The sequence below is a fragment of the Parablautia sp. Marseille-Q6255 genome, assembly GCF_951230155.1.
GTDB lineage: Bacteria > Bacillota > Clostridia > Lachnospirales > Lachnospiraceae > Choladousia.
Window position 1 is genome coordinate 1 of sequence record NZ_CATNVD010000006.1, and the last position, 20,333, is coordinate 20,333.

Sequence of the window (20,333 nt, forward strand, 5' to 3'; positions counted from 1 at the left end):
GAAGCAATGAAAAAGCCCCTTTAGGGGCAGCTGTGAATGTGGTGCAGTTGGCAGACCTTCAGTGCGCCTTCCGGGCGCAAGCAGGTAATAGCCCCTTATAGGGGCAGTGCAAGCCACCGGCTAAGCCGGTGGTCTTGACTAAGATCATGAGCTTTTGCTGGTATCTTCGAGCGTGGCGATCTGTTCGGCCGCAAATGTATGGATCAGACGATAATCCTCTTCGCAGTAATGGATCCCGTCGATCGTCGCCACCTCATTTGCCATCAGATAAGTAAAGCTGTCGATATACGTCTCTGGAAAGCACTGCTTCAGGTGACTGTTAAAATCTGCGATCTCCTCATTGGTGATGTTTTTGCATACTGCCGGATCGATCGGATTCACGGAAAGAAAATAAAAGTGCGTGTCGGGATACTGTTTGGTCAGGGAGGTGTACAGCTCTATGTAGCGATCCAGATTATCGTAATCATTTACGCCAAAGTTGAAAACAACAGGAGCCCCGGGATATGCGGCGATCGCGTCCTTTACCTGGGGAAGCCCGGATTCGGCAAGCCAGTTGTAGCCTTCCCCGGAGGCTCCGATGTAGAGATCATCGTTGTCCATGGCATTTTGCATACCGATCGTGCGGGAATCACCGACCCATATGACGAAGAGCTCGTCCTCTTTTTTCTCCGTATCAGCTGCAGCAGAAGCAGTGTCTGATATCTGCGTCTCATGCAGGGTGGCCAGAACAGCATCCGCCTCCTCCTGTGTCTGCGTTTCGCCGGATGGAAATACGTCTGCTTTATGCTGCCATGTCAGATAAACAGTCAGTGCGCTTAAAAAAACAAGCCCGGCAACAGCAGATACGATTGCGGCTGTAGTCCCTTTCTTCATATAATATGTCCTTTCTGATTATCAAATAGAAGTGTCTAACTGATTTCTACTATAGCACAATTGAGTGAAATGTCAAATTGAATCCAACGGGAGGATTCGACAGGATATGCAAAAAGAAAAGCAAAAAGAAAATACGAAAAAATGAAAAATGGTATTGACAAAAAAAGAACTGGGTATTATAGTAACAACGTAAGGTGTTAGCACTCAAAGCAAGAGAGTGCTAACAAGATAGCAGAAAGGAAGGATTCAGATGCAGCTCGATGATAGAAAATGGACTATATTAAAAGCTATCATTAAAACTTATCTGGAAACGGGCGAGCCGGTCGGCTCCAGGACGATTTCCAAATATGCTGACCTGAACCTCAGTTCCGCTACCATACGAAATGAGATGTCTGATCTGGAAGAGATGGGGCTGATCCTTCAGCCGCATACTTCGGCAGGACGGATCCCTTCGGATGCAGGCTACCGTCTGTACGTCGATCACATGATGACGGAAAAGGATCGGGAAGTCACAGAAATGAAGGAGATGATGATCCAGCGGCAGGATAAGATGGAGCTGGTTTTAAAGCAGCTTGCCCGTGTACTTGCGAATAACACCAACTACGCGGCTATGATATCAGGACCGCAGTACCATCAGACAAAGCTTAAATTTATTCAGCTCTCTATCGTAAATGAATCGCAGATCCTGGCGGTCATCGTGACGCAGGGGAATGTAGTCAAAAATAAGATGATCCAGATCGAACACGGGCTGGATCCGCAGACAGTTCTCGAGATGAACATACTTTTGAATACAGCACTGAACGGTCTGACGATGGAGGAGATCAATCTTGCGACGATCTCCAGGCTAAAAGAGCAGGCAGGGATCCACAGTGATGTGATCAATCAGGTGCTTGATGCGGTCGCCGAGACGATACAGTCCGCAAATGATGTAGAGATCTATACGAGCGGTGCGACCAATATTTTCAAGTATCCGGAGCTTTCCAGCAGCGAGAAGGCAAGTGAGCTGATCAGCGCTTTCGAGGAAAAAAAGGATCTGGTAGATATGATCAGTTCTGAGAGCAGCGAGGAAACAGGGATCCAGGTTTATATCGGACAGGAAGCGCCGGTGGCGTCGATGCAGGACTGCAGTGTTGTTACAGCCACCTATGAGATAGGCGATGGGATGTATGGCCGGATAGGTGTCATAGGGCCAAAGCGTATGGATTACGATAATGTGATCAGCACGCTGAAGACGCTGATGGTACAGCTCGACCAGATCTTCAAGAAATAGCAGAAAGGTGGAAAAGGCCAATGGATGAAAATAAAAAAGACGACATGGTAGAGGAAACTGCGGACAGGACAGAAGAATCTGTGGAGACACAGGAAGACGTGATGGACGCAGAATATGAGCAGGTCGCAGAGGATGGCTGTGAGCAGGAGATGGCGCAGGAGCAGCCGGAGACTGGAGAAGAAGCAGAGGAATCAAAGCTGAAAGGCTTCTTTGGAAAAAAGAAAAAGGACAAAAAGGATCAGCAGATCGAAGAGCTGACGGACCGGGTACAGCGCCAGATGGCAGAGTTTGATAATTTCCGCAAGCGTTCGGAGAAGGAAAAGGCAGCCATGTATGAGGTGGGGGCAAAGAGCGTGATCGAAAAGATCCTGCCGACGATCGACAACTTTGAGCGCGGGTTTGCGGCGCTGACAGAGGAACAGAAGGCAGATCCATTTGCGGATGGTATGGATAAGGTATACCGCCAGATGATGACGACGCTTGAGTCGATCGGAGTAAAGCCGATCGAGGCAGTCGGAAAGGAATTTGATCCGAACTTCCATAACGCAGTAATGCATGTGGAGGATGAGGAGGCAGGTGAGAATATCATTGTGGAGGAATTCCAGAAAGGATATCTGTACCGGGACAGTGTCGTAAGACACAGCATGGTGAAAGTCGCAAACTAGCGCGTCACAAAATGCTGTTTATATATATTCAGAACAGTGCCGCAGGCACATGACAAATACAGAAGAAACGCAAATAGGTAAGGAGGAGCTATTATGAGCAAGATCATTGGTATTGATTTAGGAACAACAAACAGTTGTGTGGCAGTTATGGAAGGCGGTAAGCCGGTTGTGATCACGAATACGGAAGGTTCCAGAACAACTCCGTCCATCGTGGCATTTACAAAAACAGGAGAGCGTCTTGTCGGAGAGCCGGCAAAGCGTCAGGCAGTGACGAACGCAGACCGTACGATCGCTTCGATCAAGAGACATATGGGCAGTGACTACAGAGTAGAGATTGACGGAAAGAAATACTCTCCGCAGGAAATTTCAGCAATGACGCTGCAGAAGCTCAAAGCAGATGCTGAGAACTACCTCGGTGAAAAGGTGACAGAGGCAGTTATCACAGTTCCGGCTTATTTCAACGATGCACAGCGTCAGGCTACCAAGGATGCAGGAAAGATCGCAGGCCTTGATGTAAAGCGTATCATCAACGAGCCGACAGCGGCAGCGCTCGCATACGGCCTTGACAATGAAAAAGAGCAGAAAATCATGGTATACGACCTGGGCGGCGGTACGTTTGATGTATCGATCATTGAGATCGGTGAGGGCGTTATCGAAGTACTTGCAACGAACGGTGACAACAAGCTCGGCGGAGATGACTTTGACCAGAAGATCACAGATTATATGATCGCAGACTTCAAGTCAAAAGAGGGTATTGACCTTTCCGGAGACAAGATGGCTCTGCAGAGACTCAGAGAAGCGGCAGAGAAGGCAAAGAAAGAGCTTTCTTCCTCTACGACAACAAATATCAACCTGCCGTTCATCACAGCAAATGAGACAGGTCCGAAGCATTTTGAAATGGATCTGACAAGAGCAAAATTTGATGAGCTGACCCATGATCTCGTAGAGAGGACGATCATCCCGGTTCAGAACGCATTAAGAGATGCGGGACTTTCTGCAAGCGAGCTTTCAAAGGTACTTTTAGTCGGTGGTTCCACACGTATCCCGGCTGTACAGGATAAGGTAAAACAGCTGACGGGTCATGAGCCGAACAAGAGCCTCAACCCGGATGAGTGTGTAGCACTCGGCGCTTCCATTCAGGGCGGTAAGCTTGCAGGCGATGCAGGCGCAGGCGATATCCTTCTCCTGGATGTTACTCCGCTGTCTCTGTCTATCGAGACACTTGGCGGCGTCGCTACAAAGCTGATTGAGAGAAACACAACGATCCCGACCAAGAAGAGCCAGGTATTCTCTACAGCGGCAGACAACCAGACAGCTGTAGACATTCACGTAGTACAGGGTGAGAGACAGTTTGCAAAGGACAACAAATCACTCGGACAGTTCCGTCTTGACGGGATCCCGCCAGCAAGAAGAGGTGTGCCGCAGATCGAGGTTACCTTTGATATTGATGCAAACGGTATCGTCAATGTATCTGCAAAGGATCTTGGAACAGGCAAGGAGCAGCATATCACGATCACATCCGGTTCCAATATGTCGGATGATGAGATCGACAAGGCAGTAAAAGAAGCTGCTGAGTATGAGGCTCAGGATAAGAAGAGAAAAGATGCGATCGATACAAGAAATGATGCGGACGCTATGGTATTCCAGACAGAGAAGGCTCTGCAGGAGGTTGGCGACAAGATCGATGCAGCAGATAAGACAACAGTAGAGGCAGACCTGAATGCACTGAAGGATCTCGTGGCAAAGACAAATCCGGAGGATATGACAGATGCGCAGATCGCAGATCTTAAGGCAGGTAAGGAAAAACTGATGGAGAGCGCACAGAAGCTGTTTGCAAAGGTTTATGAGCAGGCACAGGGTGCAGCCGGAGCAGCAGGCGCAGGTCCGGACATGAGCCAGAATGCAGGCGCAGGAAGCGCACCGCAGGATGACGATGTCGTAGACGGAGATTACAGAGAAGTATAATGCGCGAAAGCAATGAGCCGTGCCGTCAACCTCACAGAGACAGATGCCGTGAACTTGTTCACAGGCAGATGTCTCTGTGAGGCTGACGATAGGGCGAACGCCCGCGAGCGAGGATTTGCGCAGCAAATACGAGCTTGCAGCACGGCTTGCAGCAGATGCGATGCCGTGAACTTGTTCACAGGCAGATGTCTCTGTGAGGCTGACGATAGGGCGAACGCCCGCGAGCGAGGATTTGCGCAGTAAATACGAGCTTGCAGCACGGCTTGTAGCAGATGCGGTGCCGTGAACTTGTTCACAGGCAGATATATCATATTGAAAACATACGAACCCCTGGGGGATTTTCCTTCAGGGGCATCGTTGAGTAAGGTGGTACAGATGGCGGAGAATAAAAGAGATTATTACGAGGTGCTCGGCGTAGACAGGAGCGCTGATGACGCAGCGCTGAAAAAGGCGTACCGGGCTCTTGCAAAGAAATACCATCCGGATATGAACCCGGGGGACGCCGAGGCGGAGAAAAAATTCAAAGAAGCTTCGGAGGCATATGCAGTTTTAAGTGATCCGGAGAAGAGAAGACAGTACGATCAGTTCGGTCATGCGGCATTTGAACAGGGAGGTCCGGGCGGCTTTGGCGGCTTTGACGGATTTAACTTCAGCGGAGATATGGGCGACATTTTCGGCGATATTTTCGGTGATCTCTTCGGCGGCAGCAGACGGCGCGGCGGCGCTTCCCGGGGACCGATGCAGGGAGCTAATCTGCGTACGAGCGTGCGGATCACATTCGAGGAGGCTATTTCGGGGTGTGAGAAGGAGATTGAGCTTACACTCAAGGATGAGTGTACAACGTGTCACGGTACGGGCGCAAAGCCCGGCACCTCACCGGAGACCTGTCCGAAATGCGGAGGAAAGGGTCAGGTGATCTTTACCCAGCAGTCACTGTTCGGTACGGTACAGAATGTGCAGACCTGTCCGGAGTGCCACGGCACAGGAAAGATCGTCAAGGAAAAATGTCCGGACTGCTACGGTACGGGATATACCTCAAGCAAAAAGAAGATCAAGGTGACCATCCCGGCCGGCATCGACAATGGACAGAGCATCCGTATCCGGGAAAAGGGAGAGCCGGGGACAAATGGCGGACCAAGAGGAGATCTGCTCGTGGAAGTAGTCGTTGGCAGACATCCGATCTTCCAGAGGCAGGATATGAACATCTACTCGACTGTGCCGATGACATTTGCCCAGGCAGCGCTGGGCGGCGATATCCGTATCAGTACAGTGGACGGAGATATCGTATATACAGTCAAGCCGGGTACCCAGACCGATACCAAGGTGCGTTTCAAGGGGAAGGGCGTGCCGTCGCTTCGCAATAAGAATGTGCGCGGCGACCATTATGTGACGCTGGTCATCGAGGTGCCGACAAAGCTTTCCGAGGCTGCAAAGCAGGCGCTTCGCGAGTTTGATCGGGAGAGCGGAAACAGCTTAAACCAGACTGCCGACGGCGCAGAGAAGAAGGAAAAACCGAAGAAAAAGGGCTTCATGGATAAGCTGAAAGAAACATTTGAAGACTGATGTGGTACAGGGCTGCAGCCGGAAGGCGGCAGTCCTTGTTGGATTTCAATCCTTTCTGACCGTGTGCAGGAAGGATCACAGGAGACTGGCATAAGAAAGGAGTGCAGGAAACGTATGAAATGGAATAAATTTACTTTAAAGACAAGAACTGAGGTAGAGGATATTGTGATCTCCTCTCTGGCGGATGCCGGAGTAGAAGGAGTCGAGATTGAGGACAAGGTGCCGCTTACGGAGGCGGACAAGCAGCAGATGTTTGTGGATATCCTGCCGGACGGACCGGAGGATGACGGGATCGCGTATCTGAATTTTTATCTGGAGGAGGATGCGGACAAGGAGGCAGTCCTTGCGCGTGTGAAGGAGGAGCTCGACAGTCTGCGTGACTTCCTTGACATTGGCGAGGGGACGATCACTGAGAGTCAGACAGAGGACAAGGACTGGATCAACAACTGGAAGGAGTATTTCCATCAGTTTTATGTAGATGATATTCTGATCATTCCTTCCTGGGAAGAGGTGAAGGAAGAGGACAGGGACAAGATGATCATCCACATTGATCCAGGTACTGCATTTGGAACAGGAATGCATGAGACGACGCAGCTTTGTATGCGCCAGCTCAAAAAATTTGTGACAGAGGAGACGGAGCTTCTCGACGTTGGCACAGGCAGCGGGATCCTCTCGATCGCGGCATTAAAGCTTGGTGCACGCCATGCGGTCGGCACAGACCTGGATCCGTGTGCGATCACGGCGACAAAAGAGAACCTCGAAGTAAATGATATCCCGGATGGCGCGATGGACGTGATGATCGGCAACATTATTGATGATAAGGCAGTACAGGATGCCGTCGGCTATGAGAAGTATGATATCGTAGTAGCGAATATTCTGGCAGATGTGCTGATCCCGCTTACGCCGGTCATTTTGAACCAGATGAAAACGGGCGGTATTTATATTACATCCGGTATCATTGATGAAAAAGAAAAGGATGTGGTAGAGGCAGTGCAGGCTGCAGGACTGGAGATCGTTGAGGTGACGCACCAAAATGACTGGGTATCCGTGACCGCGCGCAAAACGGGTGAAACGAAGTCCGGGAGAGAATAGAAACGGACAGAGGTGTAAATAAGTAAGCGGAGGGCAGGTTTATGTATCATTTTTTTGTAGAGCCGGAACAGATCGGAGCAAACGAGATCACGATCACTGGCAGCGACGTCAACCATATCCGAAATGTGCTGCGCATGGAAGAAGGAGAGCAGATCAGCGTCAGCAGCGGGGAGAGCGCGACACAGTATCGCTGTGCGATTACCTCCCTCTCGGAGGAGTGCGTCGTGGCGAAGATCATGTGGGCTCAGGAGGCAGACACGGAGCTTCCGGCAAAGCTGTACCTGTTTCAGGGACTTCCCAAGGGCGACAAGATGGAGCTGATCATCCAGAAGGCAGTCGAGCTTGGAGTCTATGAGATCATTCCGGTAGCCACAAAACGCGCGGTAGTAAAGCTGGATGCGAAAAAGGCGGAGTCTAAGTGCAGGCGATGGAACGCGATCTCTGAGAGCGCGGCAAAGCAGTCAAAGCGTATGATCGTGCCGGAGGTGAAAAATGTCATGACATTCTCCCAGGCAGTTTCATATGCAAAGGAAATCTGCACAAAAATGATGATCCCCTATGAGCTTGCCGAAGGGATGGAAGAGACACGGCGGATCTTTGCAGATATTCAGGCAGGCGATGCGGCCGCTGTATTTATCGGGCCGGAGGGAGGCTTTGATGAAGCAGAGGTCGCGCTGGCGCGGCAGGCTGGCGCTTCTGCGGTGACACTTGGCAGGCGGATCCTGCGGACAGAGACGGCCGGGATGACGGTACTGTCCATTCTGATGTTCCATCTGGAGGGGCAGGTAAGACCATAAGAAAGGAAATCAGACAGTGGCGCAAAAAAGAAAACTGACAAGGACGGCAGTGCTGCAGACGGCGAAGATCGCCGTCGGGAGCAGCGCGGCGATTTATATTGCAGAGCTTTTGGGGTTGCAGTTTGCGACCTCGGCAGGCACGATCGCGCTTCTTACGATCGTGACGACAAAGTGGGGGACGCTGCGGCTTGCATGGCAGCGCGTATTCACGTATGTGCTGTCAGCGATCCTGGCGTATCTGATCCTGGAGGTTGCAGGCAGCGGGGACTGGGTAGGATACGGTGTTTATATCTTCCTGACGGTTTTGCTTGCAGAAGTATTTGACTGGAGGGCAACCGTCTCCGTCAACGCAGTGATAGGAGCGCATTTTGTGACACAGATGGATTTTAGTCCGGCATTTTTTTTGAATGAACTGATGCTGGTGGTGCTCGGGATTTCGATTGCCATGATCCTGAATCTCTTCCATAACAATAATAGCCGCCGCAGCAGGATCATCCAGAATATGCGGTCAGTGGAGCAGGAGCTGCAGACGATCCTCTGTGAGATGGCGGCGTATCTGACCGGAGGGGCGCGTTACCGAAACGTCTGGGACAGCCTGAAGGCGCTGGAGGCAAGGCTTGAGGGCTGTATTGCAGATGCCAATGAATATCAGGGCAATACATTCGCGTCACATCCGGCCTATTATATTGACTATTTTGAGATGAGAATGCGCCAGTGTGTCGTACTGCTCAGTCTTCATGATGAAATGAAGAAAATGAGAGAGCTTCCGATACAGGCAAAGGTGATCGCCGGATATATGGAATATCTGGCAGAGCACGTGCTGGAACGCAATGTACCGGACGAGCAGATCGGCAGACTTACAGCTCTCGTGGATACGATGCAGGAGGAGCCGCTTCCGCAAAGCCATGCAGAGTTTGAAAACCGCGCTCTTTTGTACCATATTCTGATGGATCTGGAGGAATTTCTCAATTTTAAAAAGCTGTTTGTTGAGGACCTTGATGAAGAACAGAAAAAACGGTATTGGCAATAGTGGGCAGGTTGTGGTAGAATTGCCGTGTCACATAGTGAGAAACAACATGAGGAGAGACGTATGTTAAGCCAGATTTCAATATATACAGAAAACAAAAAGGGAGCCATGCGCGAGATCACAGAGCTGATGCAGCAGCAGGACATCAACATCCTGGGTTCTGTCAATAATGACAGTGCGGAGTACGGGATTGTACGGATGGTAGTGTCGCAGCCGCAAAAGGCGCTGCAGTCACTTTCTGAAAAAGGATATATGTGCAAGCTGACAGATGTGCTCGGCATTGAGATCCAGGATCGGGTAGGAGAGTTAAACCGCCTGCTCACAGCGCTTGATGAGAGCAATATCAACGTCAACTACATGTATTTATCGTTTAACCGTGAGTCGGGCAGTCCGGTCATGGTGTTCCACACAAACGACATTACAGAGGTAGAGGAATGCCTGACGGCAAAGGGCTTTTGCGGTCTGGGCTCTCTGCGAGAGGCGTAAGGATGACAGGGGCTTATTAAGGCAAGGAGGAGTGACAGGTGGAGGCATATCTGGATAATTCGGCGACGACACGCTGCACACAGAGCGTGTGCGATGCAGTGGTGCGTACCATGATGGAGGATTATGGCAATCCCTCATCCAAGCATATGAAAGGTGTGGAGGCGGAGCGGTATCTGCGGGAAGCACGGGAGACGATCGCGAGGACGCTGAAGGTAAATGAAAAAGAGATCTACTTTACCTCAGGCGCTACGGAATCCAACAACTGGGCGATCCGGGGAGCCGCACTGGCGAACCGCAGAGCAGGGATGCACCTGATCACGACAGCAGTGGAGCATCCGGCTGTGCTTGCGCCGATGCAGTATCTGGAGGAGCAGGGGTTCCGGGTGACCTATCTTCCGGTAGATGCGAGAGGGCGGATCAGTCTGGAGGACCTGGAGCAGGCGCTGTGCGACGATACGATCCTGGTGTCGATCATGTATGTAAATAATGAGGTCGGGACCGTGGAGCCTGTTGCGCAGGCGGCAAAGCTGGTCAAAAAATACAATCCCCGCATTCTGTTCCACACAGATGCAGTGCAGGCATATGGAAAGCTGGCGGTTTATCCAAAACGGCTTGGCGTGGATCTGCTTTCCGTCAGCGCACACAAGATCCATGGACCAAAGGGCGTCGGTTTTCTGTATGTAAATGAAAAAGCAAAGCTGAATCCGTTCCTGCTTGGCGGCGGCCAGCAAAAGGGGATGCGTTCCGGCACGGATAATGTACCGGGGGCTGCGGGGCTTGCGCAGGCGGCAAAGGAGGCGTATGAGTATCTTGAGGAGAGCACAGAGCATCTGCTTTGCCTGAAAAAACGCATGATGGACGGACTGCATCAGCTTTCAGAAAGGCTTTCGGACGGGGAGACATCAGAGCTGCCCGCAGTGGTGATCCATTCTGAAGAAGGGCAGGAGAGTGCGCCGCATATTGTAAGCGCCGCGTTTCCGGGCGTGCGCAGTGAGGTGCTGCTGCATGCACTGGAGGACAGGGAGATTTATGTCTCGGCAGGTTCTGCGTGTTCTTCCAATAAAAAGCTTCCGGTCAGCCCCGTGTTAAAGGAGCTGCATCTTCGCCCGGAGCTGCTGGAGTCGACGCTGCGTTTTAGCTTCAGCCGCTTTACAACGCCAGAGGAGATTGACTACTGCCTGGAGACACTGGACGATCTGCTTCCGGTGCTGCGCAGATATGCGCGGCGTTAATTCAGGAGGCGCTCCCTGTTTTGATCCATTTTAGAGAGAAGGAAAAAGAGTATGTTTAAGACATTGTTGATTAAGTACGGTGAGATCGCGATCAAAGGAAAAAACCGTCATCTGTTTGAGGATGCGCTTGTGCATCAGATCATACATGCACTTAAAAAGGTAGAAGGCGAATTTCATGTATATAAGATGCAGGGAAGGATCTATGTGGACTGCCTGTCTGCATATGATTTTGAAGAAACAGTCGGCGCGCTCAAATGCGTGTTTGGTATTGTCGGGATCTGTCCGGTCATGAAAGTCGAGGAGCGAGGCCTGGAGGCGCTTGGCGATGATGTGATCGAGTTTTTGCAGAATGTCTATGATATTGACAGCCAGACCTTTAAGGTAGTGACGAGGCGCGCGCGCAAAAGCTACCCGATCGAGTCAATGGAGGTCAACTGCGAGCTGGGCGGCAGGATCCTTGAGGCATTTCCGGGCATGCGGGTAGATGTACATGAGCCGGAGATCATGCTGCATGTAGAGATCCGCGAAAAAATCTATATTTACTCCAAGATCATACCAGGACCAGGAGGGATGCCGGTCGGTACAAACGGAAAGGCAATGCTTCTGCTGTCCGGCGGGATAGACAGTCCGGTCGCAGGATATATGATCTGCAAGCGCGGCGTCAAGCTTGATGCAACGTATTTCCATGCGCCGCCCTATACAAGTGAGCGGGCAAAACAAAAAGTCGTAGATCTGGCCAGACAGGTGGCAAAATATTCCGGCCCGATCAATCTGCATATCGTGAATTTCACCGATATCCAGCTCTACATTTATGACAAATGCCCGCATGATGAGCTGACGATCATTATGCGCCGTTATATGATGAAGATCGCAGAGCATTTTGCGAAAGAAGCGGGAGATCTGGCGCTGATCACGGGAGAGAGTATTGGTCAGGTGGCAAGTCAGACAGTACAGAGCCTGGCAGCGACCAATGAGGTATGTACGATGCCGGTGTTCCGGCCGCTGATCGGCTTTGACAAGCAGGAGATCGTGGATGTGGCAGAGAAGATCGACACATATGAGACGTCGATCCTGCCGTATGAGGACTGCTGTACGATTTTCGTGGCGAAGCATCCGGTGACGAAGCCAAATCTGAACGCCATTAAGCGTTCAGAACAGAAGCTGAGTGAAAAGATAGACGATCTGGTGCGCACGGCGATCGAGACGACAGAGAAGATCTGCATTGAGTAGAGCAAAAAAATACAGCTTTGCCGGAACACCTGTCGGCAAAGCTGTGGTTTGGATCCGTATGCAGTATGTATGACATGCATGGAATATGCTGTTTTGCGCACGTCTGCGTTCAGATCATGTACGGGGAGAGGATTTCCATGATCTCATCAATGTTGTCCTCTGCATGGATATTCAGATCAATTGCCTTGGAAAGATCGAGGCTGAAGATACCCATGATGGATTTTGCATCGATTACGTATCTTCCGGAGACGAGATCAAAATCATTGTTGAATTTTGTGATATCGTTCACAAAAGATTTTACTTTATCAATTGAATTTAAAGAAATCTGAACTGTTTTCATAATTATCATACCCTCCTGAGCGTTGTTTGGTTGTTTACAACACAATCTTAACGGTTAGGGAATCAAAAGTCAAGATGCAAACCGCCAAAGATCAGGTGGTTTGTTTCGTAATAAATGGCAGGCAGAGCACACGAACGCGCAGGCGGTGAGATTCAATTGTGAAATATGGAGGTTACATGAATAAAACAAGAAAGGCGGCGCTGCACAATCTGGGCTGCAAGGTAAACGCATATGAGACAGAGGCGATGCGCCAGATGCTGGAGGAAGCCGGCTACGAGATCGTACCTTTTGCGCCGGGAGCAGATGTTTACGTGATCAATACATGCACAGTGACCAATATAGCTGACCGGAAGTCCCGGCAGATGCTGCACAGGGCGAGAAAAATGAATCCACAGGCAGTGGTGGTGGCAGCCGGCTGCTATGTGCAGACCGCGCAGAACCCGGTGGAGGATGATCCGATGATCGACATCGTGCTGGGAAATAACTGCAAAAAAGACCTGATCCGGGCGCTTGCTGAATTTGACGAGGCAAGAGGATCAGAGAAGATAGATATCAACCACACAAAGGAATATGAACAGCTCTTTGTTTCCAGAACACAGGAGCATACGCGTGCGTATATAAAGGTGCAGGATGGCTGCAATCAGTTCTGCAGCTACTGCATTATCCCGTATGCGAGAGGACGTGTCAGGAGCCGGGCGATGGATGATGTGCAAAGGGAGGTACAGGCTCTTGCGTCAAATGGATGCCAGGAGGTCGTGCTGACCGGGATCCATCTGAGCTCCTACGGAACGGATCTGGGGACGTCGCTTCTGGAGCTGATCCAGATGGTGCATGAGACAGAAGGGATCAGCCGGATACGTCTGGGTTCTCTGGAACCCGGGATCATTACGGAAGCTTTTGCACAGACGCTTGCCGGACTGCCAAAGCTGTGTCCGCACTTCCATCTGTCTCTGCAAAGCGGCTGCACGCAGACACTGATCCGTATGAACCGCCGCTATACTGCAGATGAGTTCCGGGAAAAGTGCAGGATTTTGCGGTCCCATTTTACGGATCCGGCGATCACGACAGATGTGATCGTAGGATTTCCGGGAGAGACACAGGAGGAGTTTGAGGAGACAAAAGCCTTTCTCGAGGAGCTGTGCCTGTATGAGACGCATATTTTTAAGTATTCAAAGCGGCACGGTACACGTGCGGCAGCTATGCCGGATCAGATTGCAGAGCAGATAAAGAGTGAGCGCAGTGAATCTCTGATCGCGCTTGGGGAGGAGAACCGGCGCAGGTTTGAGCAGCTTCACGCAGGCAGGCAAAAAGAAGTGCTTTTCGAGGAAAAGCAGCAGATAAATGGAGCGCAGTACTTTATCGGATATACGAAGGAATATATGAAGGCCGCTGTTCCGGCAGATGAGGATTACGAAAATGTACGGCTCTTTGGCCGCCTTGGCAGGGAGATCGACGCACACGTATTTTTGCTGGAACGCGAAAGCGAAGGATGATGGCAGTAAATATATGTCGGAAACGATTGTCCGAAAAAGATTGCAATATGTTGGGAGTTATATTAGAATAGGTTTACAAGAAGATACGGTAGATATAAGGACGTGAGAAGTATGGCAGACATTAATAACACACAGTATTTTAATTTTAATACAGATCCGGAGGTTCGTGTAAAGCTGGTGCTTGACGTTGTGTACAATGCAATGGCAGAGAAAGGCTACAATCCGGTCAACCAGATCGTGGGATACATTATGTCCGGTGATCCGACATATATCACGAGTCATAAGAATGCGCGCAGTATGATTATGAAGGTGGAGCGTGATGAGCTGGTAGAGGAGCTGCTCCGGGAATACATCAAGAATAAATCATGGCAGCAGTGACACAGAAGATCCGCATTATGGGACTTGATTTCGGCTCTAAGACAGTGGGGGTAGCGGTGAGCGACCCTCTGGGACTTACTGCGCAGGGCGTAGAGATCATCAGGCGTACATCAGAAAATAAGCTTCGCAGGACACTTGCCAGGATCGAGGAGCTTGTGAAGGAATACGAGGTGACCTGTATTGTTTTAGGTTACCCGAAAAACATGAATAATACGGTCGGAGAGCGGGCGGAAAAATCGCTGGCGTTTAAAGAGATGCTGGAAAGAAGGACGGGTCTTCCTGTCATCATGTGGGACGAGCGTCTGACTACGGTGGCAGCGAACCGTACGCTGATAGAGAGCGGAGTTCGCCGGGAGGACCGCAAAGAATACGTAGATATGATAGCGGCTGTATATATCCTGCAGGGATATCTGGACAGCCGGGCGAGGACAGAACATGAATAAGAAGATCGAATTTACCCCGGTCGGAGAAACAGAAACGGTCGGGTTCTTTGTATTGGAAGAAACAAGGATCGCGGGAGTCTCTTATCTCCTTGTGACAGAGTCGCAGGAAGATGAGGCGGAGGCGTATATTTTAAAAGATACATCAGAAGACGGAGACGCTGAGGCAAGCTATGTGTTTGTAGAAGATGACGGGGAGCTGGAAGCGGTGTCCAGGATTTTTGCAGAGCTTTTAGAGGACGTGGATATTGAGCTCTGAGGAAATAGCAAAAGAAAAATAAAAACAGGATTTAACTTAGTTTAACGAAATGCAGGTGTATTCCGTTATTGGTATGGAGGTGCAGATTGAAGAAAAAAGTAACTAGTACAGAAAATCTGAAGGTGATACCGATCGGAGGACTTGGCCTGATCGGTATGAATATGACGGCATTTGAATTCAACAACAGCATTGTAGTGGTAGACTGCGGTCTGGCGTTTCCGGAGGACGATATGCTTGGCATTGATCTCGTGATCCCGGACGTGACCTATTTAAAGGAAAATATTGACCGGGTGAAGGGAATCGTATTCACACATGGGCATGAGGACCACATCGGTGCGCTTCCCTATATTTTGAAGGAAATGAACGTGCCGCTGTATGCGACAAAGCTGACGATGGGACTGATCGAGCGCAAGCTGACGGAGCATAATCTGATGCGTTCGACAAAGCGCAAGGTCGTAAAGCCGGGGCAGTCGATCAATCTGGGTGAATTCCGTATTGAATTTATCAAGACAAACCACAGTATCCAGGATGCAGTCGCTCTGGCGATATATTCTCCGGCAGGGATTGTCGTGCACACAGGAGACTTTAAGGTGGATTACACGCCGGTATTCGGCGATGCGATCGATCTGCAGCGCTTTGCAGAGATCGGGAAAAAGGGCGTGCTGGCTCTGATGTGCGACAGTACAAATGCCGAGCGTCCGGGCTTTACAGCTTCCGAGCGTACCGTCGGACGGACTTTCGACCATCTTTTTGATGAAAACAGCAACAGGCGTATTATCATTGCGACCTTTGCTTCGAATGTGGACCGTGTGCAGCAGATCATCAATTCGGCCTACAAGCATGGACGTAAGGTAGTCGTAGAGGGACGGAGCATGGTCAATATCATCCAGACTGCGTCAGAGCTGGGCTATCTGAACATCCCGGACAATACGCTGATCGAGCTGGAGCAGATGAAGAATTACCCGGATGAGCAGATGGTGCTGATCACGACGGGAAGCCAGGGCGAGTCTATGGCGGCGCTTTCCCGCATGGCGGCAAATATGCATAAAAAGATCTCCATCAAGCCCGGAGATACGGTCATCTTCAGTTCCAACCCGATCCCGGGAAATGAAAAGGCAGTATCCAAGGTGATCAACGAACTGTCCATGAAGGGGGCAAATGTTATTTTCCAGAATGCCCATACATCAGGACATGCCTGCCAGGAGGAGATCAAGCTGATGTATTCTCTGGTAAAGCCGAAGTATGCAGTTCCGGTGCACGGGGAATATCGTCATCTCAAGGCGCAGGCAGAGCTGGCACAGGGGCTTGGCATTGCAAAGGATCATATTCATATCCTGAAGGCCGGCGATGTGCTGGAAATGAACGAGGATATGGCGAAGGTGACAGGACACGTCCAGACAGGGACGATCCTTGTGGACGGTCTTGGCGTAGGCGACGTCGGAAATATCGTACTGCGGGACAGACAGCATCTGGCAGAGGACGGTATTGTCATCGCAGTGCTTACGCTGGAGAAGTATACCGGACATATTCTGGCGGGACCGGATATTGTTTCAAGAGGCTTTGTTTATGTGCGTGAGGCAGAGGATCTGATGGATGAGGCGCGCAACTGTGTGGAGGATGCCATGGCTTACTGCAATGCCCACCACATCACAGACTGGTCTAAGATCAAAAATTCCATACGGGATTCGCTCAGCGACTTTCTGTGGAAGCGTACCAAGCGCCGTCCGATGATCCTGCCGATCATTATGGAAGTTGAGTAAGGGTATGGACAGAGTAGAGCAGTGTACGCAAGAGCTGATCCGGGCGATACAGCAAAGCAGCGAGTATACAGGCTTTTGTGCGGCGCGCGAGAAGCTTCGCACAGAGCCGCAGCTGCGCAGGGAGGTAAATGAGTTTCGACTGGGCGTCTTTGCAGTACAGAATTCGCAGGAGCCGATAGACCAGTATGAGGAACAGCAAAGACTGTGCCGGGAGGGAGAAAAATTCAAAAAAAATCCTCTTGTATATGAATTCCTCCATACGGAGCTGGCTGTCTGCCGTCTGCTGCAAAAGACGGCGGTTGATATTATAAAAGCAGTCGATCTGGATATTGACGAGATCGCAGAGAGGATTGGTTTGTAGAATGATCATTCAGGAGAGAATGGCAGTTTACCTGAATTCACTGGATCGTGGAAACGGCAGCTTTCTTGACGGGCTGGAGCAGGAAGCGCTTGCAGACGGCGTTCCGCTCATCCGGCAGAGTATGCAGAGCTTTTTGAAAACACTGCTGGCGATCCACAGACCGAAGCGGATCCTTGAGGTCGGGACGGCAGTGGGGTTTTCTGCGATCCTTATGGCTCAGAACACAGATGCGGACTGCGAGATCACGACAATAGAAAAATACGAAAAGCGGATCCCGCAGGCAAGGAAGAATTTTGCAGCATCCGGTATGGAGGGACGCATTACTCTGATAGAGGGGGACGCGCTGGAGGTGATGAAGGAGCTTTCCGGAACGTATGACATGATCTTCATGGATGCGGCGAAGGGACAGTATATTCATTTTCTTCCTGAGGCGCTTCGCCTGCTGAGGACTGGCGGCGTGCTGGTTTCTGACAATGTACTGCAGGACGGGGATATTATTGAGTCGCACTATGCTGTGGAACGCCGCAACCGTACGATCTACAAACGGATGCGGGAATATCTGTACGTATTAAAGCACACAGAAGGGCTCCTGACTTCGATCCTTCCGGTCGGAGACGGGGCGGCCGTCACTGTAAAACAGGCAGAAGAGATCCGTTTTGAAAGCAGAGGAAAGGAAACGTATGAGACACCCGGAATTATTGATACCGGCGAGCAGCCTTGAGGTGCTCAGGACAGCCGTGATATTTGGAGCAGATGCTGTTTATATCGGCGGCGAAGCATTTGGGCTGCGCGCAAAAGCAAAAAACTTTTCAATGGAAGAGATGGCACAGGGCATACGGTTTGCGCATGAGCATGGCGTAAAGGTTTATGTGACCGCGAATATCCTTGCGCATAACAGCGATCTGGATGGAGTGCGGGCGTATTTCGAAGAGCTTCGAGGGATGGATCCGCAGCCGGATGCGCTGATCATTGCAGATCCGGGCGTGTTTATGATCGCAAAGGAGGTCTGCCCGGAGATCGAGCGCCATATCAGTACACAGGCAAATAATACAAACCTTGCTACCTACCGTTTCTGGTGGGAGCTTGGGGCGAAGCGGGTCGTTTCCGCCCGGGAGCTGTCTCTTGCCGAGATCCGAGAGATCCGTGACAGTATTCCGGCTGACATGGAAATTGAAAGCTTTGTACATGGAGCTATGTGTATTTCCTATTCCGGGAGGTGTCTGCTGAGTAATTATTTTACCGGCAGAGATGCAAACCGGGGCGCGTGTACGCATCCGTGCCGCTGGAAATATGCGGTTGTTGAGGAAACACGGCCGGGAGAGTATATGCCGGTCGAGGAGAACGAGCGAGGGACTTATATTTTTAATTCCAGGGATCTTTGCATGATCGAGCATATCCCTGATCTGATCGCAGCCGGCATCGACAGTCTGAAGGTAGAAGGGCGTATGAAAACGGCGCTCTATGTTGCGACAGTAGCGAGGACCTATCGAAAAGCGCTCGACGATTATCAAAGAGATCCGGGGCAGTATCAGGAGCATATGGAATGGTACCGCGATCAGATCTCAAACTGTACCTACCGTCAGTTCACCACGGGATTTTTCTATGGGAAGCCGAACGAAGAGTCTCAGATATACGACAGCAACACCTATGTAAAGGAATATACCTATCTGGGTACGGTCGGCGAGACGCGCGAGGATGGCTTTTGCTGTATCGAGCAGCGGAACAAATTTTCCGTTGGAGAGAAAATTGAGATTATGAAGCCAGACGGCAGGGATCTTCTTGTCCAGGTCGCAGCGATCTGTGATGAAGAGGGAAATGCGATGGAGAGCGCGCCGCATCCAAAGCAGAAGCTCTGGGTCGATCTCCAGGGGCAGGCGCAGAGGTATGATATACTCAGAAGGCAGGAACCAAAAAGCCATTAATACAGAAATAAAAAGAGACTGCGAAAAATCTCCGAATCTCCGATCATCATTGATTGGGTTCTGTGATTTTTCACAGTCTTTTTTGTTATCCGGCCAGTCTCTTGCCAACACCACGGTACCATTCGCCGCCAGGTGTATAGCCTTTTACCTCTGTCCATCCGGTCTTTTTGCCCTTCTTAAAGCTTATATACATTTTTTTGCCAATGATCTTTACGTTCTGCATTTTTACAACGTCCCCTTTTTTCGTGCGAAATGCACGCTGGCTTTGACCTGCAGCCTTGTAATAAGTACGTCCTCTTACAGTGGTAAATTTGTTCTTTTTAAAATTTTTGGTATCTCTGTCACCGTAATAGAAATCCCCCAGTGCGCTTTTCACAGGAGCAGTGTTGCTGGTGCGTTTTAATTTCCTGCCTTTTATGCGGTATTCAAAGGTCCATTCTACGCGGCCGGTATCGTAGGGCTGAACAGAAAACCTGACAGAGAGCCCCTTGCTGCTGATGCCGATGACCTCAGCCATCATATTGTCTGCGCTTCCCAGGTCGGCAGCCTCAACGAGCTTTCCATTGGAGAATGCGTAGAGCTTATTGATGTACATAAAGCCGCCGTCCATTGTTGCGATGATCTGGAGATAATTTTTCTTTGGAGAACAGGACATATACCGAAAGGACAGTCCGCTGACTCCTTTGATATTCTTTTTCAGCGCAAGCTTTCCGTCTATGTATATACGGAAATTTTTGTAAAAATAGTCGTTTAGCGATGCGGCTTTTAGCTGAACCTTTTCGGTATCACCGTCACCGTCCACATCCCGGTAGAGTGTTGCGTAGTTTCCGCGCAGGTATACCTTGTTATCGAGCGTGGCAGCCTTCGCAGTGGTTTTTCCTGTCAGCAGCAGGCAAAAGAGCAGAAGCCACAGTGGCAGTGTGCGGGTGATGGATCGCAGGATCCGCGGCTGGTTTGTTGCTTTTGAGTTTTTCATTTGTACCCCTCCCTTTGTATGAGCCAGATGGTAAGGCAAAAAGATGCCTGACCTCATAGTTATAGTGTATCATGAATGCGGGAAGTTTGGAATGAAATATTAAAAAATATTTTTGACATATGACAAAAAAAGTTATTGACATATGACAATAACAGACGTATACTGAAGCTGTAAAAGAAAAGGGATTGTCCGGGAGGTGAAGCT

General features: G+C 50.3%; 21 protein-coding genes. 18 read left to right on the forward strand and 3 right to left on the reverse strand.

Translation table 11 applies throughout. The features are described 5' to 3' along the window. Nucleotides 1–144 precede the first annotated feature (144 nt). Nucleotides 145–873, reverse strand: coding sequence for an SGNH/GDSL hydrolase family protein (locus tag QOX44_RS05535; protein WP_283681948.1), 729 nt, complete (start codon nt 871–873; stop codon nt 145–147). Between the two features lie 250 nt (nt 874–1,123). Here QOX44_RS05535 and hrcA point away from each other — a divergent pair, with 250 nt between their 5' ends. The 10 genes from hrcA (at nt 1,124) to thiI (ending at nt 12,200) form a co-directional block, all read left to right on the forward strand. Beyond that, nucleotides 1,124–2,143, forward strand: coding sequence for a heat-inducible transcriptional repressor HrcA (hrcA, locus tag QOX44_RS05540; RefSeq protein ID WP_283681950.1), 1,020 nt, complete (start codon nt 1,124–1,126; stop codon nt 2,141–2,143). A gap of 20 nt (nt 2,144–2,163) precedes the next feature. After that, nucleotides 2,164–2,808: a nucleotide exchange factor GrpE gene (gene grpE / locus QOX44_RS05545; protein ID WP_283681952.1), complete on the forward strand. Its 645-nt coding sequence runs from the start codon at nt 2,164–2,166 to the stop codon at nt 2,806–2,808. 93 nt (nt 2,809–2,901) lie between these two features. Then, nucleotides 2,902–4,773, forward strand: coding sequence for a molecular chaperone DnaK (dnaK, locus tag QOX44_RS05550; protein ID WP_283681954.1), 1,872 nt, complete (start codon nt 2,902–2,904; stop codon nt 4,771–4,773). A 375-nt stretch (nt 4,774–5,148) separates the two neighbouring features. After that, nucleotides 5,149–6,336: a molecular chaperone DnaJ gene (gene dnaJ, locus QOX44_RS05555; protein WP_283681956.1), complete on the forward strand. Its 1,188-nt coding sequence runs from the start codon at nt 5,149–5,151 to the stop codon at nt 6,334–6,336. A 114-nt stretch (nt 6,337–6,450) separates the two neighbouring features. Continuing rightward, nucleotides 6,451–7,428, forward strand: a complete 978-nt coding sequence (prmA, locus tag QOX44_RS05560) for a 50S ribosomal protein L11 methyltransferase (RefSeq protein ID WP_283681958.1) — start codon at nt 6,451–6,453, stop codon at nt 7,426–7,428. Nucleotides 7,429–7,469: 41 nt separating this feature from the next. Beyond that, complete coding sequence (locus QOX44_RS05565; RefSeq protein WP_283681959.1) at nt 7,470–8,225, forward strand: 16S rRNA (uracil(1498)-N(3))-methyltransferase; 756 nt, start codon at nt 7,470–7,472, stop codon at nt 8,223–8,225. A gap of 16 nt (nt 8,226–8,241) precedes the next feature. Further along, entirely contained in the window at nt 8,242–9,255 is a 1,014-nt protein-coding gene (locus tag QOX44_RS05570) for an aromatic acid exporter family protein (protein ID WP_283681960.1), read from the forward strand. A gap of 60 nt (nt 9,256–9,315) precedes the next feature. Beyond that, nucleotides 9,316–9,738: an amino acid-binding protein gene (locus tag QOX44_RS05575; protein ID WP_283681962.1), complete on the forward strand. Its 423-nt coding sequence runs from the start codon at nt 9,316–9,318 to the stop codon at nt 9,736–9,738. Nucleotides 9,739–9,776: 38 nt separating this feature from the next. Beyond that, on the forward strand, nt 9,777–10,970 hold the full coding sequence (locus QOX44_RS05580) for a cysteine desulfurase family protein (RefSeq protein ID WP_283681964.1): 1,194 nt from the start codon (nt 9,777–9,779) through the stop codon (nt 10,968–10,970). A gap of 51 nt (nt 10,971–11,021) precedes the next feature. Then, nucleotides 11,022–12,200: a tRNA uracil 4-sulfurtransferase ThiI gene (gene thiI / locus QOX44_RS05585; RefSeq protein WP_283681965.1), complete on the forward strand. Its 1,179-nt coding sequence runs from the start codon at nt 11,022–11,024 to the stop codon at nt 12,198–12,200. Nucleotides 12,201–12,309: 109 nt separating this feature from the next. Here the strand turns inward: thiI and QOX44_RS05590 are convergent, their stop codons facing one another. After that, nucleotides 12,310–12,540: an HPr family phosphocarrier protein gene (locus tag QOX44_RS05590; protein ID WP_283681966.1), complete on the reverse strand. Its 231-nt coding sequence runs from the start codon at nt 12,538–12,540 to the stop codon at nt 12,310–12,312. A 176-nt stretch (nt 12,541–12,716) separates the two neighbouring features. Here QOX44_RS05590 and mtaB point away from each other — a divergent pair, with 176 nt between their 5' ends. The 8 genes from mtaB to QOX44_RS05630 all read left to right on the forward strand — a co-directional run bounded on the left by mtaB (nt 12,717) and on the right by QOX44_RS05630 (nt 19,153). Continuing rightward, nucleotides 12,717–14,033 carry a tRNA (N(6)-L-threonylcarbamoyladenosine(37)-C(2))-methylthiotransferase MtaB gene (gene mtaB / locus QOX44_RS05595; protein ID WP_283681967.1) on the forward strand — a complete coding sequence of 439 codons (1,317 nt, stop codon included), beginning with the start codon at nt 12,717–12,719 and terminating at the stop codon, nt 14,031–14,033. Nucleotides 14,034–14,144: 111 nt separating this feature from the next. Further along, nucleotides 14,145–14,411 carry an IreB family regulatory phosphoprotein gene (locus QOX44_RS05600; protein ID WP_283681969.1) on the forward strand — a complete coding sequence of 89 codons (267 nt, stop codon included), beginning with the start codon at nt 14,145–14,147 and terminating at the stop codon, nt 14,409–14,411. 8 nt (nt 14,412–14,419) lie between these two features. Continuing rightward, nucleotides 14,420–14,854, forward strand: coding sequence for a Holliday junction resolvase RuvX (gene ruvX, locus QOX44_RS05605; protein ID WP_283682170.1), 435 nt, complete (start codon nt 14,420–14,422; stop codon nt 14,852–14,854). Then, entirely contained in the window at nt 14,847–15,110 is a 264-nt protein-coding gene (locus QOX44_RS05610) for a DUF1292 domain-containing protein (RefSeq protein ID WP_283681970.1), read from the forward strand. The genes ruvX and QOX44_RS05610 overlap by 8 nt, the downstream gene beginning before the upstream one ends. A gap of 86 nt (nt 15,111–15,196) precedes the next feature. After that, nucleotides 15,197–16,870, forward strand: coding sequence for a ribonuclease J (locus QOX44_RS05615; protein WP_283681972.1), 1,674 nt, complete (start codon nt 15,197–15,199; stop codon nt 16,868–16,870). Nucleotides 16,871–16,874: 4 nt separating this feature from the next. Continuing rightward, the gene (locus QOX44_RS05620) at nt 16,875–17,231 is read left to right on the forward strand and encodes a YlbF family regulator (protein WP_283681974.1); all 357 of its coding nucleotides are present in this window, start codon (nt 16,875–16,877) and stop codon (nt 17,229–17,231) included. Between the two features lies 1 nt (nt 17,232). Further along, nucleotides 17,233–17,952, forward strand: a complete 720-nt coding sequence (locus QOX44_RS05625) for an O-methyltransferase (RefSeq protein ID WP_283681976.1) — start codon at nt 17,233–17,235, stop codon at nt 17,950–17,952. After that, a complete protein-coding gene (locus tag QOX44_RS05630) occupies nt 17,912–19,153 on the forward strand; it encodes a peptidase U32 family protein (RefSeq protein ID WP_283681978.1) in 1,242 nt (413 codons plus the stop codon). Before QOX44_RS05625 ends, QOX44_RS05630 begins: the two co-directional genes overlap by 41 nt. A gap of 85 nt (nt 19,154–19,238) precedes the next feature. On the opposite strand, the gene QOX44_RS05635 is transcribed toward QOX44_RS05630, so the two are convergent. Beyond that, entirely contained in the window at nt 19,239–20,129 is an 891-nt protein-coding gene (locus tag QOX44_RS05635) for a hypothetical protein (protein WP_283681979.1), read from the reverse strand. Nucleotides 20,130–20,333: the final 204 nt, after the last annotated feature.

What these genes read in the sequence shown, in the direction of transcription:
- QOX44_RS05610 (WP_283681970.1), top strand. Translation starts at nt 14,847, where the DNA reads ATGAATAAGAAGATCGAATTTACCCCGGTCGGAGAAACAGAAACGGTC.
- dnaK (WP_283681954.1), top strand. Translation starts at nt 2,902, where the DNA reads ATGAGCAAGATCATTGGTATTGATTTAGGAACAACAAACAGTTGTGTG.
- QOX44_RS05625 (WP_283681976.1), top strand. Translation starts at nt 17,233, where the DNA reads ATGATCATTCAGGAGAGAATGGCAGTTTACCTGAATTCACTGGATCGT.
- thiI (WP_283681965.1), top strand. Translation starts at nt 11,022, where the DNA reads ATGTTTAAGACATTGTTGATTAAGTACGGTGAGATCGCGATCAAAGGA.
- hrcA (WP_283681950.1), top strand. Translation starts at nt 1,124, where the DNA reads ATGCAGCTCGATGATAGAAAATGGACTATATTAAAAGCTATCATTAAA.
- QOX44_RS05620 (WP_283681974.1), top strand. Translation starts at nt 16,875, where the DNA reads ATGGACAGAGTAGAGCAGTGTACGCAAGAGCTGATCCGGGCGATACAG.
- QOX44_RS05600 (WP_283681969.1), top strand. Translation starts at nt 14,145, where the DNA reads ATGGCAGACATTAATAACACACAGTATTTTAATTTTAATACAGATCCG.
- QOX44_RS05535 (WP_283681948.1), bottom strand. Translation starts at nt 873, where the DNA reads ATGAAGAAAGGGACTACAGCCGCAATCGTATCTGCTGTTGCCGGGCTT.
- prmA (WP_283681958.1), top strand. Translation starts at nt 6,451, where the DNA reads ATGAAATGGAATAAATTTACTTTAAAGACAAGAACTGAGGTAGAGGAT.
- grpE (WP_283681952.1), top strand. Translation starts at nt 2,164, where the DNA reads ATGGATGAAAATAAAAAAGACGACATGGTAGAGGAAACTGCGGACAGG.
- QOX44_RS05590 (WP_283681966.1), bottom strand. Translation starts at nt 12,540, where the DNA reads ATGAAAACAGTTCAGATTTCTTTAAATTCAATTGATAAAGTAAAATCT.
- mtaB (WP_283681967.1), top strand. Translation starts at nt 12,717, where the DNA reads ATGAATAAAACAAGAAAGGCGGCGCTGCACAATCTGGGCTGCAAGGTA.
- QOX44_RS05575 (WP_283681962.1), top strand. Translation starts at nt 9,316, where the DNA reads ATGTTAAGCCAGATTTCAATATATACAGAAAACAAAAAGGGAGCCATG.
- QOX44_RS05635 (WP_283681979.1), bottom strand. Translation starts at nt 20,129, where the DNA reads ATGAAAAACTCAAAAGCAACAAACCAGCCGCGGATCCTGCGATCCATC.
- dnaJ (WP_283681956.1), top strand. Translation starts at nt 5,149, where the DNA reads ATGGCGGAGAATAAAAGAGATTATTACGAGGTGCTCGGCGTAGACAGG.
- QOX44_RS05630 (WP_283681978.1), top strand. Translation starts at nt 17,912, where the DNA reads ATGAGACACCCGGAATTATTGATACCGGCGAGCAGCCTTGAGGTGCTC.
- QOX44_RS05565 (WP_283681959.1), top strand. Translation starts at nt 7,470, where the DNA reads ATGTATCATTTTTTTGTAGAGCCGGAACAGATCGGAGCAAACGAGATC.